Annotated in this window: 17 protein-coding genes; 8 read left to right on the top strand and 9 right to left on the bottom strand. The window is 71.8% G+C overall.

What is annotated here, in order from left to right; genetic code table 11:
* Positions 1–44: 44 nt before the first annotated feature.
* A complete protein-coding gene (gene murQ, locus ADK86_RS07010; RefSeq protein ID WP_053695796.1) occupies positions 45–1,004 on the bottom strand; it encodes an N-acetylmuramic acid 6-phosphate etherase in 960 nt (319 codons plus the stop codon).
* A gap of 89 nt (positions 1,005–1,093) precedes the next feature.
* Positions 1,094–2,041 (bottom strand): MurR/RpiR family transcriptional regulator, encoded by a 948-nt coding sequence (locus ADK86_RS07005; RefSeq protein WP_053695795.1) that lies wholly within the window; start codon positions 2,039–2,041, stop codon positions 1,094–1,096.
* A gap of 110 nt (positions 2,042–2,151) precedes the next feature.
* On the opposite strand from ADK86_RS07005, the gene ADK86_RS07000 reads away from it, so the two are divergent.
* Positions 2,152–2,514, top strand: coding sequence for a hypothetical protein (locus ADK86_RS07000; protein ID WP_030375730.1), 363 nt, complete (start codon positions 2,152–2,154; stop codon positions 2,512–2,514).
* 1 nt (position 2,515) lies between these two features.
* Positions 2,516–2,788: a DUF4031 domain-containing protein gene (locus ADK86_RS06995; protein WP_030603007.1), complete on the top strand. Its 273-nt coding sequence runs from the start codon at positions 2,516–2,518 to the stop codon at positions 2,786–2,788.
* 45 nt (positions 2,789–2,833) lie between these two features.
* Here the strand turns inward: ADK86_RS06995 and ADK86_RS06990 are convergent, their stop codons facing one another.
* Positions 2,834–4,057 carry a Cmx/CmrA family chloramphenicol efflux MFS transporter gene (locus ADK86_RS06990; protein WP_053695794.1) on the bottom strand — a complete coding sequence of 408 codons (1,224 nt, stop codon included), beginning with the start codon at positions 4,055–4,057 and terminating at the stop codon, positions 2,834–2,836.
* A gap of 288 nt (positions 4,058–4,345) precedes the next feature.
* On the opposite strand from ADK86_RS06990, the gene ADK86_RS06985 reads away from it, so the two are divergent.
* Complete coding sequence (locus ADK86_RS06985; protein ID WP_030603000.1) at positions 4,346–4,816, top strand: DUF2243 domain-containing protein; 471 nt, start codon at positions 4,346–4,348, stop codon at positions 4,814–4,816.
* A complete protein-coding gene (locus ADK86_RS06980) occupies positions 4,813–5,622 on the top strand; it encodes a cytochrome c oxidase assembly protein (protein ID WP_053695793.1) in 810 nt (269 codons plus the stop codon). Before ADK86_RS06985 ends, ADK86_RS06980 begins: the two co-directional genes overlap by 4 nt.
* Here ADK86_RS06980 and ADK86_RS06975 read toward each other — a convergent pair.
* The gene (locus ADK86_RS06975) at positions 5,609–6,340 is read right to left on the bottom strand and encodes a hypothetical protein (protein ID WP_234345740.1); all 732 of its coding nucleotides are present in this window, start codon (positions 6,338–6,340) and stop codon (positions 5,609–5,611) included. The two genes, ADK86_RS06980 and ADK86_RS06975, sit on opposite strands and share 14 nt — an antisense overlap.
* 197 nt (positions 6,341–6,537) lie before the next feature.
* On the opposite strand from ADK86_RS06975, the gene ADK86_RS06970 reads away from it, so the two are divergent.
* Complete coding sequence (locus ADK86_RS06970; protein WP_053695792.1) at positions 6,538–7,242, top strand: copper homeostasis protein CutC; 705 nt, start codon at positions 6,538–6,540, stop codon at positions 7,240–7,242.
* A 126-nt stretch (positions 7,243–7,368) separates the two neighbouring features.
* Here the strand turns inward: ADK86_RS06970 and ADK86_RS06965 are convergent, their stop codons facing one another.
* Positions 7,369–9,438 (bottom strand): HelD family protein, encoded by a 2,070-nt coding sequence (locus tag ADK86_RS06965; protein WP_053695791.1) that lies wholly within the window; start codon positions 9,436–9,438, stop codon positions 7,369–7,371.
* 389 nt (positions 9,439–9,827) lie between these two features.
* On the opposite strand from ADK86_RS06965, the gene ADK86_RS06960 reads away from it, so the two are divergent.
* Positions 9,828–10,019, top strand: coding sequence for a hypothetical protein (locus ADK86_RS06960; RefSeq protein WP_030179948.1), 192 nt, complete (start codon positions 9,828–9,830; stop codon positions 10,017–10,019).
* A gap of 195 nt (positions 10,020–10,214) precedes the next feature.
* Complete coding sequence (locus ADK86_RS06955; RefSeq protein ID WP_078951883.1) at positions 10,215–11,504, top strand: glycosyltransferase 87 family protein; 1,290 nt, start codon at positions 10,215–10,217, stop codon at positions 11,502–11,504.
* A gap of 50 nt (positions 11,505–11,554) precedes the next feature.
* Here the strand turns inward: ADK86_RS06955 and ADK86_RS06950 are convergent, their stop codons facing one another.
* The 3 genes from ADK86_RS06950 to ADK86_RS06940 all read right to left on the bottom strand — a co-directional run bounded on the left by ADK86_RS06950 (position 11,555) and on the right by ADK86_RS06940 (position 17,345).
* Positions 11,555–13,198 (bottom strand): DNA repair helicase XPB, encoded by a 1,644-nt coding sequence (locus tag ADK86_RS06950; RefSeq protein ID WP_053695789.1) that lies wholly within the window; start codon positions 13,196–13,198, stop codon positions 11,555–11,557.
* A 104-nt stretch (positions 13,199–13,302) separates the two neighbouring features.
* Positions 13,303–15,690 (bottom strand): tetratricopeptide repeat protein, encoded by a 2,388-nt coding sequence (locus ADK86_RS06945; RefSeq protein ID WP_053695788.1) that lies wholly within the window; start codon positions 15,688–15,690, stop codon positions 13,303–13,305.
* Positions 15,687–17,345, bottom strand: coding sequence for a hypothetical protein (locus ADK86_RS06940; RefSeq protein WP_159393790.1), 1,659 nt, complete (start codon positions 17,343–17,345; stop codon positions 15,687–15,689). Before ADK86_RS06940 ends, ADK86_RS06945 begins: the two co-directional genes overlap by 4 nt.
* Positions 17,346–17,553: 208 nt before the next feature.
* Here ADK86_RS06940 and ADK86_RS06935 point away from each other — a divergent pair, with 208 nt between their 5' ends.
* Entirely contained in the window at positions 17,554–18,183 is a 630-nt protein-coding gene (locus ADK86_RS06935; RefSeq protein WP_053695786.1) for a TetR/AcrR family transcriptional regulator, read from the top strand.
* A 15-nt stretch (positions 18,184–18,198) separates the two neighbouring features.
* On the opposite strand, the gene ADK86_RS06930 is transcribed toward ADK86_RS06935, so the two are convergent.
* On the bottom strand, positions 18,199–19,491 hold a 1,293-nt coding region (locus ADK86_RS06930), incomplete at its 5' end, for a helicase-associated domain-containing protein (RefSeq protein ID WP_234345739.1).

The following is a 19,491-nucleotide window of genomic DNA, read 5'->3' as shown; positions in this document are numbered from 1 at the left end:
CTTGCTGTGCGTGCCGGGACGGGGCGGGCGGGGAGGCGCGTGCGTCAGCCGTCCTGAAGGGGCGGGGTGTGCAGGGCGGTGTGCAGGGCGGCCCGGAGATGGCCGCGGGAATCGGCCAGCAGCCGGGCCGCCGACGGCCCGTCGATCCCGGCGAGCACGACGAGGATGGCGTTCTTGACCTCCCCGTCCGTGGCGGCGAGCGCGGCCTCGATCTCCGCGTCCCCGGCGCCGGTGGCCAGCGCCACGATGCGGCGCGAACGGGCCCGCAGCTTCTCGTTGGAGGCCCGGACGTCCACCATCAGGTTCCCGTACGTCTTGCCCAGCCGGATCATGGTGATCGTCGAGAGCATGTTGAGGACCAGCTTCTGCGCCGTACCGGCCTTCAGGCGCGTGGAGCCGGTGAGGAGTTCGGGCCCGACGACGACCTCGATGCCGTGGTCGGCGGCCGCGGCCAGCGCGGAGTCCGCGTTGCAGGACAGGCCGATGGTCAGCGCGCCGCGGGCCGCGCGGGCGTGCTCGACGGCGCCGACCGCGTACGGCGTACGGCCCGAGGCGGAGATGCCGACGACCGTGTCGTTGCCGGTCAGGCCCAGCGCGTCCAGGTCGGCGGCGGCCAGGTCCGGGCGGTCCTCGGCGCCCTCGACGGCGGTGACCATGGCTGCCGGACCGCCCGCGATCAGGCCCACGACCTCGGCCGGGTCGGTGTTGAAGGTGGGCGGGCACTCGCTCGCGTCCAGCACGCCGAGGCGCCCGGCCGTACCGGCGCCCGCGTAGATCAGCCGTCCGCCACGGGCCATCCGCTCGGCGGTGGCGTCGATGGCGGCGGCGATCGCGGGGAGCTGGTCGGCGACGGCGGCGGGGACGGTGGCGTCCTCGCCGTTCATCGTGCGGGCGATCTCCAGGGTGGGCAGCCGGTCGATCTCGGCCAGGTCGGGCCGGAAGGCTTCGGTGGTCAGCGTGTCCAGCTGCGCGCGCAACCGGGCGTACTCGGCGGGGGAGGTCATGGCGGTGGCGGCTCTTTCCGGGCTCGTACGGCTCTGTACGGGGGGAACGGAGACGGGAACGGGGTGGGGCGGTGGGGGCGTACTCGCGGTCAGCGGGCGGGGGAGCGGGGCGAGTGCCGGTGGGCGAGGGCTTCGTAGGAGGCGGACAGGGCGGGCGCGGCGGTCTCGTACGTACGCTGCGCCACGCCGACGAACAGGCAGTCCACGACCAGCAGTTGGCTCGTCCGGGAGGACATGGCGGCCGGGCGCAGCTCGCTCTCGCGGGCGGTGGACGTGGTGAGGATGTGGTCGGCGTACGAGGCGATGTCGCCGTCCGGGCGGCCGGTGATCGCGATGGTCGTCGCGCCGTGGTCGAAGGCCACCCGCAGCGGCTCTATGACGTCGGTCGTGCGCCCGGAGTGGGTGATCGCGACGGCCACGTCACCGGCGCGCATCTGGACCGCGTTCGTCACGGCGAGATGCGGGTCGGAGTGTGCGTGCGCGATCAGACCGATCCGCAGCAGCTTCTGGACCAGGTCCTGGCCGACGAGGTTGGAGGCGCCTATGCCGTACACGTCGATGCGCCGGGCGGCGGCCAGCGCGCCGACCGCCGCCTCCAGCTGCGTCAGGTCCAGCCCGGCGGCGGTGTCGGCCAGGCACTGCTGCTCCTCCTGGGCCAGCTTCGCGACCACGTCCGGGAGCGCGTCGTCGACCGCTATGTCGGCGGTGACGGCGGGGGCGCGGCCGGTGGCCTGCTGGGCGGCGAGGGCGGCGAGCGCGAGCCGCAGGTCGCGGTAGCCGGGGTAGCCGAGCAGGCGCGAGGTGCGTACGACGGTGGCTTCGCTGGTGCCCGTACGCGCGGCCAGGCCGGTGACGGTGAGCGCGGCGCAGCCGGCCGGGTCGTGCGCGACGGCCTCCGCGACCCGCTGCATGGAGCGGGTCATGGAGGGCGCGAGCGTCCGCACCTTGGCGGCCAGGGCCGCGGGGGCGGGCGGGCTCGGGGCGGGCCGGACCGCGGCGCCGGAGTCCTTGAAAGTTTCCTTCAGGTCGGGGCTCACGCCTGAAAAGTAATTTCACCCCCGGTCCGCGTCAATACCCTGTGGACACCGCGGCGCCCGTGACCGGTGACGCCGGAGCGGTTGTCGGTGGTGCGGGAGACAATGGGCGCATGGAGCTCGAACAGGCACTGCACGCGGCCCGTGCCCTGGTCCTCGCGGACCTGGTGGCGGGCGAAGTCGCCGACGCGGAGATCGTCTCGCTCGTCGAGGACTCCGTGACGCACCGCCGATGGTGGGTCGAGCAGTGGCCCGAGGGCGCCGCGTATGTGGCCGGACTGATAGCGCAGGACGTCCAGGACGCGCTGCTGGAGCGGTACGGCCGCTGGCCCCTGTGCCCGGTGTGCCTGCACGGCGGCGACCCCCACGCACTGGACGTGGAGCCCGAGCTGGGCCCCGACCCGCACTGGGTCTGCCCCAAGACGGCCGTGTCGGTGGCGCCGGTCGGCTCGCTGGGCGCCACCCCGGGAGGCTGACATGGCGCTCTACATCGACCCGCCGACCTGGCCGGGCCACGGCCGCCTGTGGTCCCACCTGGTCAGCGACGCCTCGTTCGAGGAACTGCACGCGTTCGCGGAGCGTCTCGGCTGTCCCCGTAAGGCGTTCGACCGTGATCACTACGACATACCGGCGGAGCGGTACGGCGATGCGGTGCGTGCGGGTGCCGCGGAGATCGGCAGCAAGGAGCTGGTCCACCGGCTTCGGGCGGCGGGTCTGCGCAGGCCGAAGAGCCGGGAGGTGAGCCGGTAGGGCGGGGCCTGCCCCAGGGGCCCGCTCGGGGGAGGCCCCTGGGGGTCAGACCCGGTCCGACGCCTCGACCGGTGCGCGCCGCGCGTCCTCCGAGGAGGCCACCAGGCGGGAAGCGCTCCGCGTGCGGTGCAGCCGCAGGGCCACGACCGTGGTGGCGACGCCCAGCGCCGCGAGCAGCGCGCCCGTCCAGGCGACCGCCGGGTAGCCCCAGCCCGCACCGATGACGAGCCCGCCGAGCCACGGCCCGACGGTGTTGCCCATGTTGAAGGCGGACGTGGTGGTCGCCCCGGCCAGCGTCGGCGCGGCGTGCGCCACGTTGAACATCCGGGCGTTCAGGGCCGGCGCGGTGGTGAAGGCGGTCACGCCGAGCAGCAGCGAGAGCGTGACGGCGGCGACGGGGCTGTGCGCGGTCAGCGCGAGCAGCGTCAGCACGGTCGCCGAGGCGCCGATGCCCCCGAGGATCGTCCCGAACGGGTGCGCGTCCGCGATGCGCCCGCCGACGAACGTACCGATCAGCGCGCCCACGCCGAACAGCGCCAGCACGGTCGGCACGCTGCCCTCGGAGAGCCCCGCGGTGTCGGTCAGCAGCGGCGCCAGGTAGGAGAACAGCGCGAAGACCGCGGCACCGTTCAGCGCGGTGCCGATCAGGGCCAGCCAGACCTGCTTGTCCCGGTAGATGCTCAGTTCGCGGCGGAGCGCGGGGCGCTCGTCACCGGTCGGCACGGCCGTACGGGGCACCAACGCGATCACGCCGATCAGGCCGATCGCCGACAGGACCGCCACGGCCCAGAACGCCGACCGCCAGCCCGCGTGCTGGCCGAGCAGCGCGCCCGCCGGGACGCCCGCGATGTTGGCGATGCTCAGCCCGCCGACCATCACGGCCATCGCCCGGGCCCGCGCCGTGACCGGCACCAGCGACACCGCGACGGCCGCGCCGACCGCCCAGAACCCGGCGCAGGCCAGCGCGCTCACCACGCGCGAGACGAACAGCACGCCGTACGACGGCGCCACCGCGCCCGCCACCTGGCCGAGTCCGAAGACCGTGAGCAGCCCGATCAACGTGGTGCGGCGGGGCAGTTGGAGGGTGGCTCCGGCGAGCACCGGCGCGCCGACGACCATGCCGATCGCGAAGGCGGAGACCAGCAGACCGGCCTGCGGGATGGACACCCCCATGTCGCGGGCCAGCGGCTGGAGGATGCCCGACAGCATGAATTCGCTGGTTCCGAGTGCGAAGACGGACAGGCCGAGGACGTAGACGGCCAGGGGCATACGGGTGCGGGCAGGGGCGGATGGGGAAGCAGGGGCGGGAGTGGGAGCGGGATGGTCTGGCATGTCACGCACGAACAGTGCCGACGCGCCTGACATTCCCGGCCGCCCTGTAAAGCCCGCGACGGTACCGGCCGGTTCCGTACCCGGACTGCCCTGCCCTTTCCCGGTACCGCCCGGTTCCGTACCGATGGCCGGGTCGTATGGCCGGGTCGTATCGCCCCGGAGTTTCGCCTTCCGGGTCGCGGGTACCTCGGCGGCTCCGCCCGGCCCACGACGCGAGGAGGTCCCATGCGGTCGGTGCTCAGTGGCGTACTCACGGGGATCGGCACGGCTGCGTTCATCGACGAGACGGTGTTCCACCAGCTGCTGCACTGGCATCACTTCTACGACAAGTCCACCACCGACGTCGGCCTGGTCTCCGACGGGCTGTTCCACGCGGGCAGCTGGCTCGCGATGGTGGCCGGCCTGGTCCTGTACGCGGACGTGCGGCGCCGCGGGACGCTGGTGCCACGGAAGTGGTGGGGCGGGCTGTGCCTGGGGCTGGGCGGCTTCCAGCTCTACGACGGCACGTTCCAGCACAAGGGCCTGGGCATCCACCAGATCCGGTACGGCGTGGACCTGGCGCCCTACGACTGGACGTGGAACGGGATCGCCGTACTCCTGTTGGCGATCGGCGCGCTGCTGCTCGTGCGCGCCTCCCGTAAGCCATCGGGCACCGCCCCGCGCACGGAACCGCGCACCCCGACCCGCACCCGATGACGTCCGTCCTGCCCTCGCCCTTCACGGTGGCCGTCACCACCGCCACCGTCCTCGGCTGCCTCGCCTACCTGGCCGCCGCGGCCCGGCTGCGGGCCCGCGGCGACGCCTGGCCGTACGGGCGCGACGCGCTGTTCTGCGCGGGCGGCGCGGTGCTGGTGGCCGGCGTCGCCGAGCCGTGGGGCGCCGCGCCGCCGTTCACCGCGCACATGCTCACGCACCTGTGCGTCGGCATGCTCGCCCCGCTGCTCCTGGTGCTCGGCCGCCCGCTGACGCTGCTCCTGCGCACCGCGCCGGTACCGCTGCGCCGCGGACTGGTGGCGCTGACCCGCTCGCGCTGGGCGACGGCCCCGGCGCTGCCGCCGGTGGCCGCCCTGCTCGATTTCGGCGGCCTGTGGCTGCTCTACCGCACCCCGCTGCTGTCCGTCAGCCACCACAGCCCCTGGCTGAACACGCTCGTGCACGTCCACATCCTGCTCGCGGGCGTCCTGTTCTCCTTCGGCGTGCTGGCCCTGGACCCCGTACGCCACCGCCCCGGATACGGCCTGCGGGCCGCCGTACTGCTGATCGGGGGTACGGCGCACGCCGTCCTTGCCAAGTCCCTGTACGCGGCGGGCCCGCCCGGCACCTCCTTCGGCACCGCCGACCTGCACCTGGCGTCCCAGGTGATGTACTACGGCGGCGACGCGGTCGAACTGGCGCTGGCGGCCGTCGTGGCATTGCAGTGGTACCGGTCCGAGGGCCGCGTCCTGCGCCGCGCGGGGCGCCCGGGTACCGGCGGCGCCCCGGCCGCCGCTACCCGACGGTGAGCAGTTCCAGTTCGGTGGTCAGGTTGCGCCGCGCCACCCGCTCCCACTGCTGCTTGCCGTACGGCGTACGGAAGAGGTTCTCCATGTCCAGCAGCCGGCGCAGGATGTCCGCGCGCCCGGCGCGGAACTCCCGGTCCGGAACGAAGGCGTACTCCTCGCGGACGGCGGCGGCATAGGCCGCGTACTGCTCGGGCGCGCTCGCCAGGACCGCCAGGTCCGCGTCGCACAGGGCCGCGCCGTTGTGGTCGTCGGGCGCCGGGTCGTGGCTCGTGGTGAGGCGGACCAGCCGGGCGACCTCGGCGGTACACGCGTCGTCGATGCCCAGCTCCGGCAGGGCGCGCTCGGCGAGCGCCGCGCTGCGCTCCTCGTTCTCGGAGCGCTCGGGCCGGTAGACGGCGTCGTGGAACCACACGGCCAGCCGGACGGCGTCCCAGTCCACGGGCACCCCGGCGTCCAGGTCCGTCGCGTGCACCGCCAGCTCGTCGACGCGGTCCAGGACGGCGATCAGGTGAGCGGTGGTGTGGTAGCGGCGCTGCGGCTCCGACCAGCGGGAGAGCAGGTTGTCCGCGTAGGGGGCCGGGTCCGGGTGCGCCGAGCCGCTGCCGCCCCGGGCCCCGGCGACGGCGGCGGCCCAGCGGTGGTGCAGGTCCGGGAACGGATCGGCGCCGCCACCGAAGTGGGTGTACGCCGAGCCGGGCGGAGGTGTGGTGCGAGCCATACGGGCCATTGTGCCCGCGCGGCGGTCAAGAGGGAGTTTCAGGTCGAGTAGCGGGGCGTTGTGGACCACGGGGGCGGGTCGGCCCGTACTCTGGATATTGGACTAGACCTGTCGTCCTCTCGCTGTCCGTGTCGGCATCCCGTCTCGTCCTGCTGCAGTCGTCACGTGAAGTCGTCACGTCGAAGGAATGGGGACCCATGACCAAGCGCGCACTCCTGGAGGTGATCGCGCTCGACGCCGCGGACGCGGTGGCCGCCGCGGCCGGCGGCGCCGACCGCCTCGAACTCGTCAGCGACATGGCCGCCGACGGCCTCACCCCCACGCCGCGTACCTTCGCGGCGGTCCGGGCGGCCGTCGGCATCCCGGTGCGGGTGATGCTGCGCGCCGCCGACGGGTTCGCGGCCGGCGAGGTGGACGCGCTGTGCGCGTCGGCCGCCGCGCTGCGGGCCGAGGGCGCGGAGGAGTTCGTCTTCGGCTTCCTCGACGCGGACGGGCGGCCCGACCTGGCGGCCGTCCGCGCGCTGGCCGGGGCCGTCGAGGGCTGCCGGTGGACGTTCCACCGGGCCATCGACCGGGCCGCCGACCGCGCCGCGCTGCGCAAGGAACTGGCCGGGCTGCCCGGCCTGGACACGTACCTGACGGCGGGCTCGCCCGCGGGCGTCGCCGACGGCCTGCCCACCCTGCTGGCCGAGCGGGCCCGTACGGCGGACGGCGAGCCCGGCTACGAGCCGCGGCTCCTGGTCGGCGGCGGCCTGGTCCTCGCCCACCTCCCGGAACTCCAGGCGGCCGGCGTGGACGCCTTCCACATCGGCGGCGCGGCCCGCCCGTCCGGCTGGGAGGCCCCGGTGGACCCGGCCGCGGTGGCGGAGTGGCGGGGGGCGCTGGAGGGCGTGCCGGTTTAACGGAGCGCGGGGCGGGCCTGTACGGCTTACGGCACGTGCCTGTACGGCATACGGGACGTGCCTCTACGGCGTGTCTCTGCGGCTTACGGCACGGGCCCGTACCGCATCCGGTACGGGCCCGCAGGCTTACCCGAGCCGCTCCGGCAGGCCGGCCGCGTGCACCACCGTCAGCCCGGACACCGGCCGGGTCAGGCAGACGTACAGGCGGCGCAGGCCGGTGCGCTCGTCCGGTTCGCCGTCGACGATCGCGGCGGGCTCGTCCAGCACGACGTAGTCGTATTCGAGGCCCTTGGCGAGGGTGGCGGGGACCAGGGTCAGCCGCGCCTCCGCCGAGGTCTCCTCGCCCGGGGACAGGACGGCCAGGCCCGCCGCGTCCAGCGCCGTGCGCAGCGCGGGCAGCCGGGCGTCGGCCGCGATCAGGCCGATCGATCCTTCCTTGGCCAGTGCCTCCTGGCAGGCGGCGATGACCGCCGCGTCCAGCTCCGCCGCCGGCACCCGCCGGATCGCGAAGTCGCCCGCCGCGTCGCGGATGGAGGTGGCCTCGGCCAGGTCGGGGGCGATCGCGGGCAGCAGCCGCGAGGCGTACGCGATCACCTCGCGCGGCACCCGGAAGCCCAGCGTCAGCTCCTCGATGGCGGCGCCCGGCTTGCCCAGGTGGGCCAGCGCCTCCTCCCACGTGTCGGTCGACCACGGCGTGGTGCCCTGCGCGATATCGCCCAGGATCGTCGCCGAACCGGTCGAACAGCGGCGGCCCACCGCCCGGTACTGCATCGGTGACAGATCCTGCGCCTCGTCCAGCACCACGTGGCCCAGGGAGTGCGTACGGGAGACCAGGTCCGCCGCCTCGTCGATCAGCACCGCGTCCGCCGCCGACCACTTGGCGCTCTTCACACTGCGGGCCGGTTTCGCCCACAGGATCGACTTCTGCTCCTCCGGCGTCAGGATGCCCGCCGCCTGCTCCGCCAGGAACTCCGCGTCGCCCAGCAGCCGCAGCACCAGCTTGGCCGGGTCCACCGGCGGCCAGACCTCCTTGACCACGGCCTTGACCGCCGCGTTGCGCGCCACCGCGTCCTGCACCCGGTCGTCCGGCGCCTCGCCCGCCTGCTCCATCCGTACGAGCACCGCGTGCGCGATCCGCTGCGGCAGGGCCTCCCTGGCCGCGCCGTACCGGATGTCACGGCGCAGCAGCTCGTCGACGATCTCCTCGATCTCGTACGCGGGCACCCGCCAGCGCCGGGAACCGCGCACCACCACGCACGCCTCCTCCGGCTTGCGCACGTGCGACCACACCGCCCGCCGCAGCACCTCCGCGAGCCGCGCGTCGCCCTTGACCGTCGCCGCCGCGGCGTCGTCCGCGCCCCGTACCTCGACGTGCGCCACCAGGTCGTCGACCGTGGCCTGCTTGACCTCCAGCTCGCCCAGCGCGGGCAGCACCTGCTCGATGTAGTGCAGGAACGAGCGGTTCGGGCCGATGACGAGGGTGCCGGAGCGGGCGAGGCGCTCGCGGTGCGCGTACAGCAGGTACGCGACGCGGTGCAGGCCCACCGCGGTCTTGCCGGTGCCCGGCGCCCCCTGCACGCACACCGTGCCGCCGATCCCGGCGCGCACGATCTCGTCCTGCTCCGGCTGGATCGTCGCGACGATGTCGCGCATCGGGCCCACACGGGGCCGTTCGATCTCGGCCTGGAGCAGCTTGCTGTGCTGCTCGGCCTCCGCCGGGTCGGTCAGGTGCTCGTCCTCGTACGCGGTCAGCTGCCCGCCCGTGTAACCGAAGCGGCGGCGCAGCCCGAGGTCCATCGGGTCCTTCTTAGAGGCCCGGTAGAACGGCTGGGAGACCGGCGCGCGCCAGTCGATGACCATCGGGTCGCCGTCGGCGTCGTGGACGTGTCGGCGGCCGATGTAGAAGTTCTCGCCCGCCGCGCCCTCGGCCAGGTCCGTGCCCGGCGCGTGCAGGTAGTCCAGGCGGCCGAAGAAGAGCGGGGTGCCGGACAGGTCGGCGAGCGCCTTGATGCGGGCCTCCACCTCGCCCTGGAGCACTTCGGCGTTGACCCAGTTCGCGGTGACGTCCGCGATGTTGAGCGCCTCGGCGTCCCGGCGCATGGCGCGCAGCGCCGCCCGGGACGCGGCGAGGTGGGCGCGCTCGCGCTCCAGGGGGTCCTGTTGGTCGTGCGCGTGGTCATGGGCGTGCGTGGGCACGGTGTTGCCTCCGGCGGGTCCGGCTACGTACGGGCCTGACTGGCGGACGTAGCCTGGGGTGACGTATGCGGCTGCGTGGCACGGGAAGCCGGCCGGTTTCCGTGCGGCCGGTGGCGCTCCGCTGAGGGAGGCGGGAAGACCGGCGATTGTAGCCAGCAGGTTTTAGGGGCGCCAACGAATTTCGAGCGGCGGACGTCCTGCCGGGGGACGGGGCGGACGGCGTACGCGCTGCCGCCCCTGACCGTTCCGCCCGCCGACCCTGATCCTTCGGCCCGGCGGCCTCCATCTCCCGTAGGGGTCGGCATGGCACCACGGACTGACCAAAGGCCGGGCAGGGATGGGCCCGTGGGCCGATGTGCGGGGCCGCCGGGAAAACCATGATGGAGGACATGAGCAGCGCAACCATCACCCCAGGCACCCTGCACCCGACCCACGGCGCCACCGCCCTCGGCCAGGACACCGCCGACCGCGCGCCGCGCTCCCACGAGCGTCACATAGCCGGCAACGTCTTCCGCGCGGTGAAGGTCTTCGCCGCCGCCGCGGTCAGCGTCGTCCTCCTCGGGGAGTACGCGGACGACTGATCCGCCGCCCCGTCCCGCCCACCGTTCCGACCCTCGCTCGACCCCGTTCAGCAACCGGATGACCGGAAACCGTTACAAACAGTCGGTCTCGATCGACTAGCGTCACCGCAGACAGCGTGCGTTCGGCGACGAGGAGGGGCCAAACAAGTGTCTGCCGCCGAGGGGACGCGATCGGTACCGCACAGGCGGCCGTGGGTGCGCCACATCACGCGCCCCGACAGGAAGACGCTCGCCGCCGTACTGCTGCTGGTGGTCTCCGCGAGCGCGCTGGCCGTCGTGTTCCGGCTGGTCCCGCTGTCCATGTCCGACATAGCGGTCTACCGCGCCGAAGGTGAGGCCGCGGCGAGCGGCGGCGATCTGTACGGCTTCACCGTCACCGAGTGGAAGCTGCCCGCGACCTACCCGCCCTTCGCCGCCCTGCTGTTCATCCCGACGACCTGGCTCCCGCTCGGCGCCCTCAAGGTCGCCTCCGTCCTCGTCAACGTCGCCCTCATCCCGGTGCTGCTGCACCTGTCGTACAAGGCCGCGTACACCACCGGCACCACCGACCCCAGGGGCACGGCCCGGCTGAGCGCCGCGCGGACCCTGCCGGCCGTGCTCGCCGCGACCGCACTCGCCCTCTGGCTCGAACCGGTCTTCCAGACCCTCGTGTTCGGGCAGATCAACCTCGCCCTCACCTGCCTCGTCCTGTGGGACCTGGCCCGCCCGGACGGCGCCCGCCTCAAGGGCTTCGCCATCGGCATCGCGACCGGCGTCAAGCTCACCCCCGCGGTCTTCGCCGTCTACCTGCTGATCACCGGCCGGGTGCGCGCCGCCTGCACCGCCCTGGCCGGGTTCGCGGTCTCCGTCCTGCTCGGGCTGCTGGTGCTGCCGGACGCGAGCGTGGAGTTCTGGACGCGGCGGATGTTCGAGACCGGCCGGGTCGGCAAGGCGTGGATCGTCGACAACCAGTCCCTCCAGGGCCTGCTGACCCGGGTCCTGCACACCCCCGAGCCGGGCCTGCTGTGGGCGGCCCTGGCACTGGCGGCCGGCATGGCCGGACTCCTCGTCGCCCGCCGGGTCTACCTGCGGCGCGGCCTGGACTCCTGGGGCGTGCTGTGCACCGCCGTGACGGCGCTGCTCGTCTCGCCGATCAGCTGGTCCCACCACTGGGTGTGGTGCGTGCCGCTGCTGGTCGCCCTCGGGGCGCACACCCGCGGCGTACGGTGGCGCCGCGTCCTGCTCGCGGCCGTGGCGGTCGCCTTCACGGCCCGCACGATGTGGGCGGTGCCGCACCAGGGCGACCTCGACCTGAAGCTGCCCTGGTGGCAGCAGCCGCTCGCGGCCCCGTACCCGCTGCTGGGGCTGGCGCTGCTGGCGGCGGTCGCCTGGTGGAGCCGCCGTACCCCGGCCGGACCGCCCGCCGCCCTGGCCCGCCGCCCCTTCCCGCTGCCGCGCGCCTCCCGCCCGGCCCGCGAACTGAGCACCCGCATCCCCGAACGCTGACGCGCGACCGCCCGGCCGGGACCGACCGGTTACGCGTCCCCCCTCACCCCTCAGCCCTCCGCCAGCAACTCCGTCGCGTCCACGATCCGGTACGCGTACCCCTGCTCCGCCAGGAAGCGCTGCCGGTGCGCCGCGAAGTCCTGGTCGACGGTGTCGCGGGCGACGACCGAGTAGAACCGCGCCTCGTGCCCGTCCGCCTTGGGCCGCAGCACCCGCCCCAGCCGCTGCGCCTCCTCCTGCCGGGACCCGAACGTGCCCGACACCTGGATCGCGACCGTCGCCTCCGGCAGGTCGATCGAGAAGTTCGCGACCTTGGAGACGACCAGTACGGAGATCTCGCCCTCCCGGAACGCGTCGAAGAGCTTCTCGCGCTGCGCGTTGGTCGTCTCGCCCTTGATCACCGGGGCGCCCAGATGCTCGCCCAGCTCGTCGAGCTGGTCGATGTACTGCCCGATGACCAGCGTCTGCTCGCCCTTGTGCCGCCGCACCAGCGCCTCGGTCACGCTCTGCTTGCTGGCCGTCGTCGCGCAGTACCGGTACTTCTCCTCGGCCTCGGCCGTCGCGTACGCCAGCCGCTCCGAGTCCGTCAGATTGACCCGCACCTCGACACAGTCCGCCGGCGCGATGTACCCCTGCGCCTCGATCTCCTTCCACGGCGCGTCGAAACGCTTCGGCCCGATCAGCGAGAAGACGTCCGACTCGCGCCCGTCCTCGCGTACGAGCGTCGCGGTCAGCCCCAGCCGCCGCCGCGCCTGGAGATCGGCCGTGAACTTGAAGACCGGCGCGGGCAGCAGGTGCACCTCGTCGTAGACGATCAGCCCCCAGTCCCGCGAGTCGAACAGCTCCAGGTGCGGGTAGACGCCCTTCCGCTTGGTCGTCAGCACCTGGTACGTGGCGATGGTGACCGGCCGGATCTCCTTCTTCGTACCGCTGTACTCGCCGACCTCGTCCTCCGTCAGCGAGGTCCGCTTGACCAGCTCGTGCTTCCACTGCCGCGCCGAGACGGTGTTGGTCACCAGGATCAGCGTGGTCGCCTTGGCCCGCGCCATGGCCCCGGCCCCCACCAGCGTCTTCCCCGCACCACAGGGCAGCACGACGACACCCGAACCGCCGTGCCAGAACCCTTCGACGGCCTGCTGCTGGTACGGCCGCAGCGCCCACCCCGACTCGTCCAGCTCGATCGGATGCGCCTCACCGTCCACATACCCGGCCAGGTCCTCCGCTGGCCAGCCCAGCTTGAGCAGCGTCTGCTTGATCTGCCCCCGCTCGGAGGGGTGCACCACCACCGTGTCCGGATCCAGCCGCGCCCCCACCAGCGGCGCCACCTTCTTCGACCGCAGGACCTCCTCCAGCACCGGCCAGTCGGTGGTGGTCAGCACCAGCCCGTGCGCCGGGTGCTTGGACAGCGTCAGCCGCCCGTACCGCGACATCGTCTCGGCGATGTCCACCAGCAGCGCGTGCGGCACCGGATACCGCGAGAACTGCACCAGCGCGTCCACGACCTGCTCCGCGTCGTGCCCGGCGGCCCGCGCGTTCCACAGCCCGAGCGGCGTCACCCGGTACGTGTGCATGTGCTCGGGCGCCCGCTCCAGCTCGGCAAACGGCGCGATGGCCCGCCGGCACGCCTCCGCCTGCTCGTGGTCGACTTCCAGCAGCAGCGTCTTGTCGCTCTGGACGATGAGAGGTCCGTTCACGCGCCTCGCCTTTCGCGTCACCTGCGCCGGGCCGCCCGCCTCCGCGGCCCCGGCACCCGGCCGTCCGTACGGCCAAACGTCCAGTGTGCCGCATGCGCGAGCGATCACATCCGGGTCTCCACGGGGCGCAAGCCGGTTCCGGCCCGCCTTCGCACCTGGTCGACGAGTTCAAGCGTCTCGTCGGTCCGCTTGCTGTCGCCGGCCTGGTGAAAAAGCTCTGCTGCGAGTTCCAGGTTCTTGAGCGCTTCCGTATTGCAGCCTTGCTGGAGAAGGGCGCAGGAGAGATGCGTCAGCTCGGTGGCCAAGCCATGATCGTCCTTGGCCTCGAAGAACGCTTCCATGGCGAGGGTGTGCAGCCGCACAGCCTTGCTCCATTTTCCCTGCTTCTGGTGGACGTGAGCCATGTTGCCCAAGGTCATCGCCTCACCGCGGCGGTCGTTGAGCCGCCGGAAGATATCCAGCGCCTCTTGCTGCGCTGTGAGAGCAGCTTTGAACTCTCCGGAAGCAGTCAGCGTACCGGCGTAGTTGGACAGCTCGACTGCCCTCTCATGGGGAATCACCAACCCATCAGTAATATCGAGCGCGCGTTTGTGCAGTTCCACGGCGCGCTCGGCCTGTCCGTCGTTGCGTGTCGCTGTGGCGAGACTGCCCAACGCCTGGGCATACCCCCGCAAATTTCCCTGTTTCCGGAAGGCCTTCGCTGCCTTGCGGAGGATTCGGGAGGCTTCCTCCGTACGGCCCAGTTCATTCAGTGTTTCACCGGTATTGCTCAGTGCGCGTGCTACTCCGCCCCGATCACCGGCACGTTTGAACAGCTCCGCGGCTTCTGTATGCGCTGCCACGGCCCGCGAGAACTTGCGTTGGTCATGGAGTGAGATCCCAAAGTTGTTCAACGCGCCGGCCAGAGCATGTCGCTTCTTCAGCGTTCGGCAGATCTCGATGGCCCGCCGATGAGCGCGAACGGATTTGCGTAGCTTGCGCATATCCCGAAGCACCACACCGAGGGAGCTCAGCAATGCCGCCTCACGAAATCTGTCCGCGCGCCTTCGGCTGGACCGGATACCCGCGGCCAGTACACACCTGGCATCCTCGGGATAGTGCATCTCCACAAGGAACTGCGATACAGGAACCACCAACGCAACACACATTGTGTCGTCGTCGGCCTCGTGAGCCCAAATGACAGCTGCGGCCAAAGTGTGCCGCTCGGCTTCCAGCCACTGCAGTGCCGCGGTCCGGTCGGGGAAGGAGGAATTATCTGAGAGGTGCCGTGTCGCCGAAGTGAGAAGTGTTTCACACGCCTGCGTCGCCTTTTCATGGAAATGAACGAGCAGACGTACGAGGCCTTCGCCCCAGGAGTCGTTGCACGACCGGAGCTGCGCCCAGGAGTAGAGGCGTACGAGACTGTGCTGCTGCCAGCGGCCGTATGGTTCCCGTGGCTCGACCAGGTGTCGACGGGTCAGGTCCAGCAGCAGCCGTTCGGTTTCCTTGGCGCTCTCGCCGTACAAATGGGCCAGGGACTCGGTGGAGAAATCCGGCCCGGGAAGCAGGGAAACCAGCCGGAAGACTTTGGCCTGGTCTTCGGTGAGCCTTCGGTAGGACAACTCGAAGGCCGCCGTCACGGCGCGTTCCTCCCGGCTCAGCGCGGAGAGCCGGGAATGCGCATCAGCAAGGTTCTGGCAGAGGTGGGACAAGGGACGGGTGGGTATGTCCACGAGCAGGGACGCCAGTATGCGCAGGGCCAAGGGCAGACCGCCGCACAGGGCGACGAGCCGGTCGGCTTCGCCGATTTCTGCCGTCACCCGTGTGTCTTCGGGGCGAGCCGTGCGAATGGCGTTGTCCAGCAACTCCCGGCCTTCATCGGCAGGCAGTTCGCGCAAGGTCAGCGTCAGGGCGTCCAGTTCCGCGACGGAGTGCCGTGCGGACAAAAGGGTGATCGTGGTCCCGTCACTCGGTAGAAGAAGACGGACCTTGTCGGTGGCCGGTACGTCGTCCAGAACTACCAAAATCCTTTTTCCGGCGGCGGCCAGCGTACTGAGCGCGGAACGGTAGACGTGCGCGCGTTCCTCGGCTCGGGGAGGAATATGCTTCGGTGGAACGCCCAGTGCCCGTAGAAGGGTACCGAGCGCCCGCTTCGGAGATACCTTGCGCTTCGCGTCGTAGCCGTGCAGATCGACGAACAGGACTCCGCCCGGGAACCAGTTCTCTTCCATGAGTGCTCGGTGGGCGGCCTGCAGCACAAGTTCGGTCTTTCCTGTTCCGGCGAGACCGGACACGGCCACGGTGCCGGCCGTCTCCTCGGGCGCTGCCGGTGCCAGGGCCGCCAGAATCTGATCCAGCTGGCTGCGGCGACCTGCGAAGTTCGCCGACCGCCGGGGAAGCCCGGCGAGCGCGGGGTCCGGACGGTCCGGAAGGGTCACATTGACGGTCTGCCCTTGAACAACGGTGCTGAAGAGAACTCCCCCGCTGATGTGGTTCTCGGTTCTGCCGGTCATTTTCCGGCCTGACGGTGGCGAGCGACGGCTCTGCCGTATGTGAGCACCTCAGCGGTGGTGAACATGCTCCTGTTTTCCTCCGTGACCACGTATCCGAGCTCGCGCCAGGCGTGCAGGAAGGCGGGGTCGATGCCCATATCTGCCGCGCGCTCGGCCATATCCAGTAGCAGATCGTCGAAATAGTCCCTCGTGAGCTGGGTGGGCTCGTCGGCGTCAGGGTCGAAGAACAATGGTTCACCCGGCTCCGGCTCACGGCCGAATTTTTCCCTGAACGCTTCCAGCTGGCTTTCCAGGGACTCGTGCAACGCCTGGCCGCGTGCGGTGTCGGCCGAGTACCGGATCACGGAGCTGCCGTCTGCGTCCCATATACGTTCGACGGGATGGTCCGAGCTCCGGTGCATGGCTGATGATCCGCCGGACTTCTTGCGAACTTTACGCAGGACTGCCTTGCGTACGACTTCACGCCGGTCGGCCCATTGTTCTTCCGGCTTCCCCTGCGAGTCGGCCGTGCCGTCGGTACTGTCCGTCTCCTCGGGATTGGTGTCATCCGCGTGAGCGGCGGCGCTCAGACGCATTCTGGCGTGCTTTCCCGCCCAGTCCAGCATGTCCGGGGTGATCACATTCTCAAGTGTGGTCACCTCGGGGACGCCCATCTCAAAGGCCAGCCGCGGCAGGGCTAGGCCAGGAGAACTGGTCCATAGCAAGGCGTCCGAAGGGATCGGCTCGGTGAACGCAGGCACGGCGAAGAGACGCCCGAGCGTATCGGCTACGGTCATACCCAGCTGAGGGGCGACAAGCAGAACGTCAAGCACCGGTATCAGCGCCGATGCCTCGTCCACGGAGAGAGCCCACGCGCAGGCGTGGGGGACCAAGTTCTCAAGCGGCTCGCCGGGCTTGGCCATGAGCGCTGCGTACAAGGCCGGCAGCAGCATCACGGATTCCTCTTCCACCGGCCACCCGGCGTCGCGGAACCGGCACAGCCCGTCGCTGAGCACGTCTTGAGGTGTGCCGTCGGCCGGCCATCCCTCGTCCGTCTCTTCCCGGAACCGTCTTACCTGTTCCTTCGCGCCCGCCGGCGGGTCGGGGAGCTGTAGTTCCGGGGAGGGGCCCACGACCGCGCGGCAAGCTTGAAGGGCAATCTCGGGCAGCAGTCGTCGGGGCAGACGACGCTGGTCGAGACCGGCCGCTTCGAGTCGGCCGGTGAGCGCCAGCATCAACTTCCCGTCATCTACCGGCCTCCCCAGTTCCTTGCTTGCAGATAAGGCTTCACGTACGAAGCACCGGACGCCCTTCTCGTGCACCGTGCCTCGTATGAGGCGAAGCCACGCGTCACGCGCGTTGGCGAATTGCAGCTCGTCACTGAATTCCTGTGGCCATACTGTCCCCAGGAACAGCGCGTCCAACGGGTCGATTTCCTGATACCAGTGCGGATCGGTCCCCTCCTGCTGCGCGTACCCCAGCGCCCCATATCCAAGCGCGTAGGCACCGGCCAGGCTCACCTTTCCCGGTACGTTCAAGCGGAGCAGCCGGTTGAGCGCTGCTTCACCGAGCGCTTGCGGGTCACCGTCATCCATGACTTCGACCGGGGCGGCCGAGGCCGCCGGGGGCGCCGTCCGCGCCCGCTGCTTTTGTTTCTTCTTCGACGCTTTGCCCACTTTCCCTCCCCAAGGGCAAGGATCGCTCATCACAGCGCGTGCGACCATGGATTTGCGGAAAGCCTTGTCAAGCAGACGCCGTGCGGTCCTGGCACCGGGAGGTTAGCGCGGGCCGACTCTGGCCTTGACGCCAGTATGGCCAACTGAGCGGCACTCCTTGCGTCTCCTCGTACGATGGCCCCTGCCCGTTCCAGCAAGAGGGGACCCCGTGAGCGACAACACGAGCCGGGAAGCCGGTGCGGATGCGGCGGGTGGGGAGGGCCCCAAGCGCGTGCGTGCTGATGTGCGGCGCAATCTGGATGCGCTGCTCACCGCGGCTGCGGAGATCTTCGCGACCTCGGGAGTGGACGCGCCCGTGCGGCAGATCACCGCGCGGGCGGGAGTGGGGGCCGGGACGCTCTACCGGCACTTTCCGCAGCGGTCGGATCTTATTGCGGCGGTTTTCCGGCACGAGGTCGATGCCTGTGCCGATGCCGCCTCCGACCTTGCGGCGCAGTACGGGCCGGCCGAAGCGCTCTGCCGGTGGTTGCAGCGCTTCACGGCCTTCATCGCCACCAAGCGCGGGCTCAGCGCCGCCCTGCACTCCGGGGACCCGGCCTACGACACCTTGCCCGCGTACTTCGACCAGCGGTTCATGCCGGTCCTCGGCGCGCTCATCGACGCCGCGGTGCGTGCCGGGGAGATCCGGCCCGACGTCGATCCCGAGGATCTGCTGACCGCCACACGCAATCTGACCCTGCCCGCGCAGGAGGACGAGAGCGGCCATACGCGGCGGATGGTGGCGCTGCTGGTGGACGGGTTGCGGTACGGCGCCAAGGGTGGGCCGGCGGCCGGGTGAGCGGGCGCGGGCGGTTCAGGACGCCGTCTCGTCGGCCAGTTCCGCGACGCCCGTGATGCGGTGCAGGGGGAACGTGCGGACCTCGTCGGCGGTGTGGTCGTAGGCGGTGACGAAGCCGCCCTCGACGCGGACCGGGGCGATCACGCGCTGGCTGGCGGCGCCGTCGGCGTTGACGTAGCCGATCCACAGGGTGGCGTTGGTCAGGACGGCGGCCTGCATGGTGGCCAGGGTCTCGGCCGAGGTGGTGCGGGGGAGGCCGCCGGGGGCCGGGGCGGCGGGGGCGCGTACCGGCTTGCGTTCGGCGGTGGCGGCCAGGTCGCCGGCGCGGATGGCGCGGACCGCCGCTTCCAGGAGGGTGCCCGCGGGCTCGGGCGGGCCGTCGGGGACCGGGGTCGGCGCGGTGCGCGGCGGGGTGCGGTAGGCGTCCGGGCGGGCGATCAGGACGTCGCCCTCGGCGGATTCCGCGGCGGGGGCGTACCCCATCGCACGGAGGACTTCCAGGAGCTGGTCGGGCGGCGCGGCCGAGGCCAGCACGGTCGGTGCGAGCCGGCGCAGGCGCAGGGCGACGGCGCGGCGGTCGGCGAGGATCTCGGTGAGCAGCGCGTCGTCGTCGCAGCGTACGTACGCCGAGGCCGCGCCGACGCGGAGCCGGCCGTGGCGCCGCGCCACATCGTCGATGAGGTAGGCGAGCGGCTGCGGCACCGGCGTGCGGGAGTGGGTGGCGAGGAAGGTCTGCAGCTCGGCGGCGGACCGGCCGGCGTCCAGGGCGCGGCGTACGGAGGCGGGGGTGAAGCGGTAGACCGTGGCGCCGCCCTTGGACTCGACGTCGGCGAGGACGCCGAGCGCGTCGGCGAGCGGGCGCTCCAGCGGGCCGGGGGCCACGGCGGTCAGGTCGGCCTGGAGGAGGACGTGGTCGAGGGGTTCGGGGAGGAGGGGGGCGAGGAGGGCGGCGGCTTGGGCGGCTCGTCGGGCCTGTACGGCTGCGGGGTCGGCTGCGGGGTCGGTTGTGCCGGCGGGCTTGGTGTTCGTGGTCTTGGAGTCTGCCGGGGCTGCGGATTCGGTGCCCAGGAGAGCGCGGGCGTGGTTGGCCAGGGCGCCGCGGCCGGTGATGCCGAGGAGTTCGGCCTCGGCGAGGGTCCAGCGGGCGAGGCGGGAGGGCAGGTCGTCGGTGGCCGGGGGGGCTGTGGCGCCTGGGGGGGCCGCGTTTCCCCCCGTGCTCGCGTTGCGGGCCGCGTTGGTGTCGGAGGGGGAGGCGGCGGAGGGGGAGGCAGGGGGGGCCGGGCGGGGGGGGGCTGCCGGCGGGGTGCC

Origin of the sequence: Streptomyces sp. NRRL F-5755 (assembly GCF_001279365.1) — a bacterium.
Lineage (GTDB): Bacteria > Actinomycetota > Actinomycetes > Streptomycetales > Streptomycetaceae > Streptomyces > Streptomyces rimosus.
The sequence above is the reverse complement of the archived record's forward strand: the minus strand, read 5'-3'. Positions and strand labels throughout refer to the sequence as shown.

Excerpts from the sequence above, each read along its gene's own strand:
- murQ (WP_053695796.1), bottom strand. The coding sequence starts at position 1,004 with ATGACCTCCCCCGCCGAGTACGCCCGGTTGCGCGCGCAGCTGGACACG.
- ADK86_RS07000 (WP_030375730.1), top strand. The coding sequence starts at position 2,152 with ATGGAGCTCGAACAGGCACTGCACGCGGCCCGTGCCCTGGTCCTCGCG.
- ADK86_RS06995 (WP_030603007.1), top strand. The coding sequence starts at position 2,516 with ATGGCGCTCTACATCGACCCGCCGACCTGGCCGGGCCACGGCCGCCTG.
- ADK86_RS06990 (WP_053695794.1), bottom strand. The coding sequence starts at position 4,057 with ATGCCCCTGGCCGTCTACGTCCTCGGCCTGTCCGTCTTCGCACTCGGA.
- ADK86_RS06985 (WP_030603000.1), top strand. The coding sequence starts at position 4,346 with ATGCGGTCGGTGCTCAGTGGCGTACTCACGGGGATCGGCACGGCTGCG.
- ADK86_RS06980 (WP_053695793.1), top strand. The coding sequence starts at position 4,813 with ATGACGTCCGTCCTGCCCTCGCCCTTCACGGTGGCCGTCACCACCGCC.
- ADK86_RS06975 (WP_234345740.1), bottom strand. The coding sequence starts at position 6,340 with ATGGCTCGCACCACACCTCCGCCCGGCTCGGCGTACACCCACTTCGGT.
- ADK86_RS06970 (WP_053695792.1), top strand. The coding sequence starts at position 6,538 with ATGACCAAGCGCGCACTCCTGGAGGTGATCGCGCTCGACGCCGCGGAC.
- ADK86_RS06960 (WP_030179948.1), top strand. The coding sequence starts at position 9,828 with ATGAGCAGCGCAACCATCACCCCAGGCACCCTGCACCCGACCCACGGC.
- ADK86_RS06945 (WP_053695788.1), bottom strand. The coding sequence starts at position 15,690 with ATGACCGGCAGAACCGAGAACCACATCAGCGGGGGAGTTCTCTTCAGC.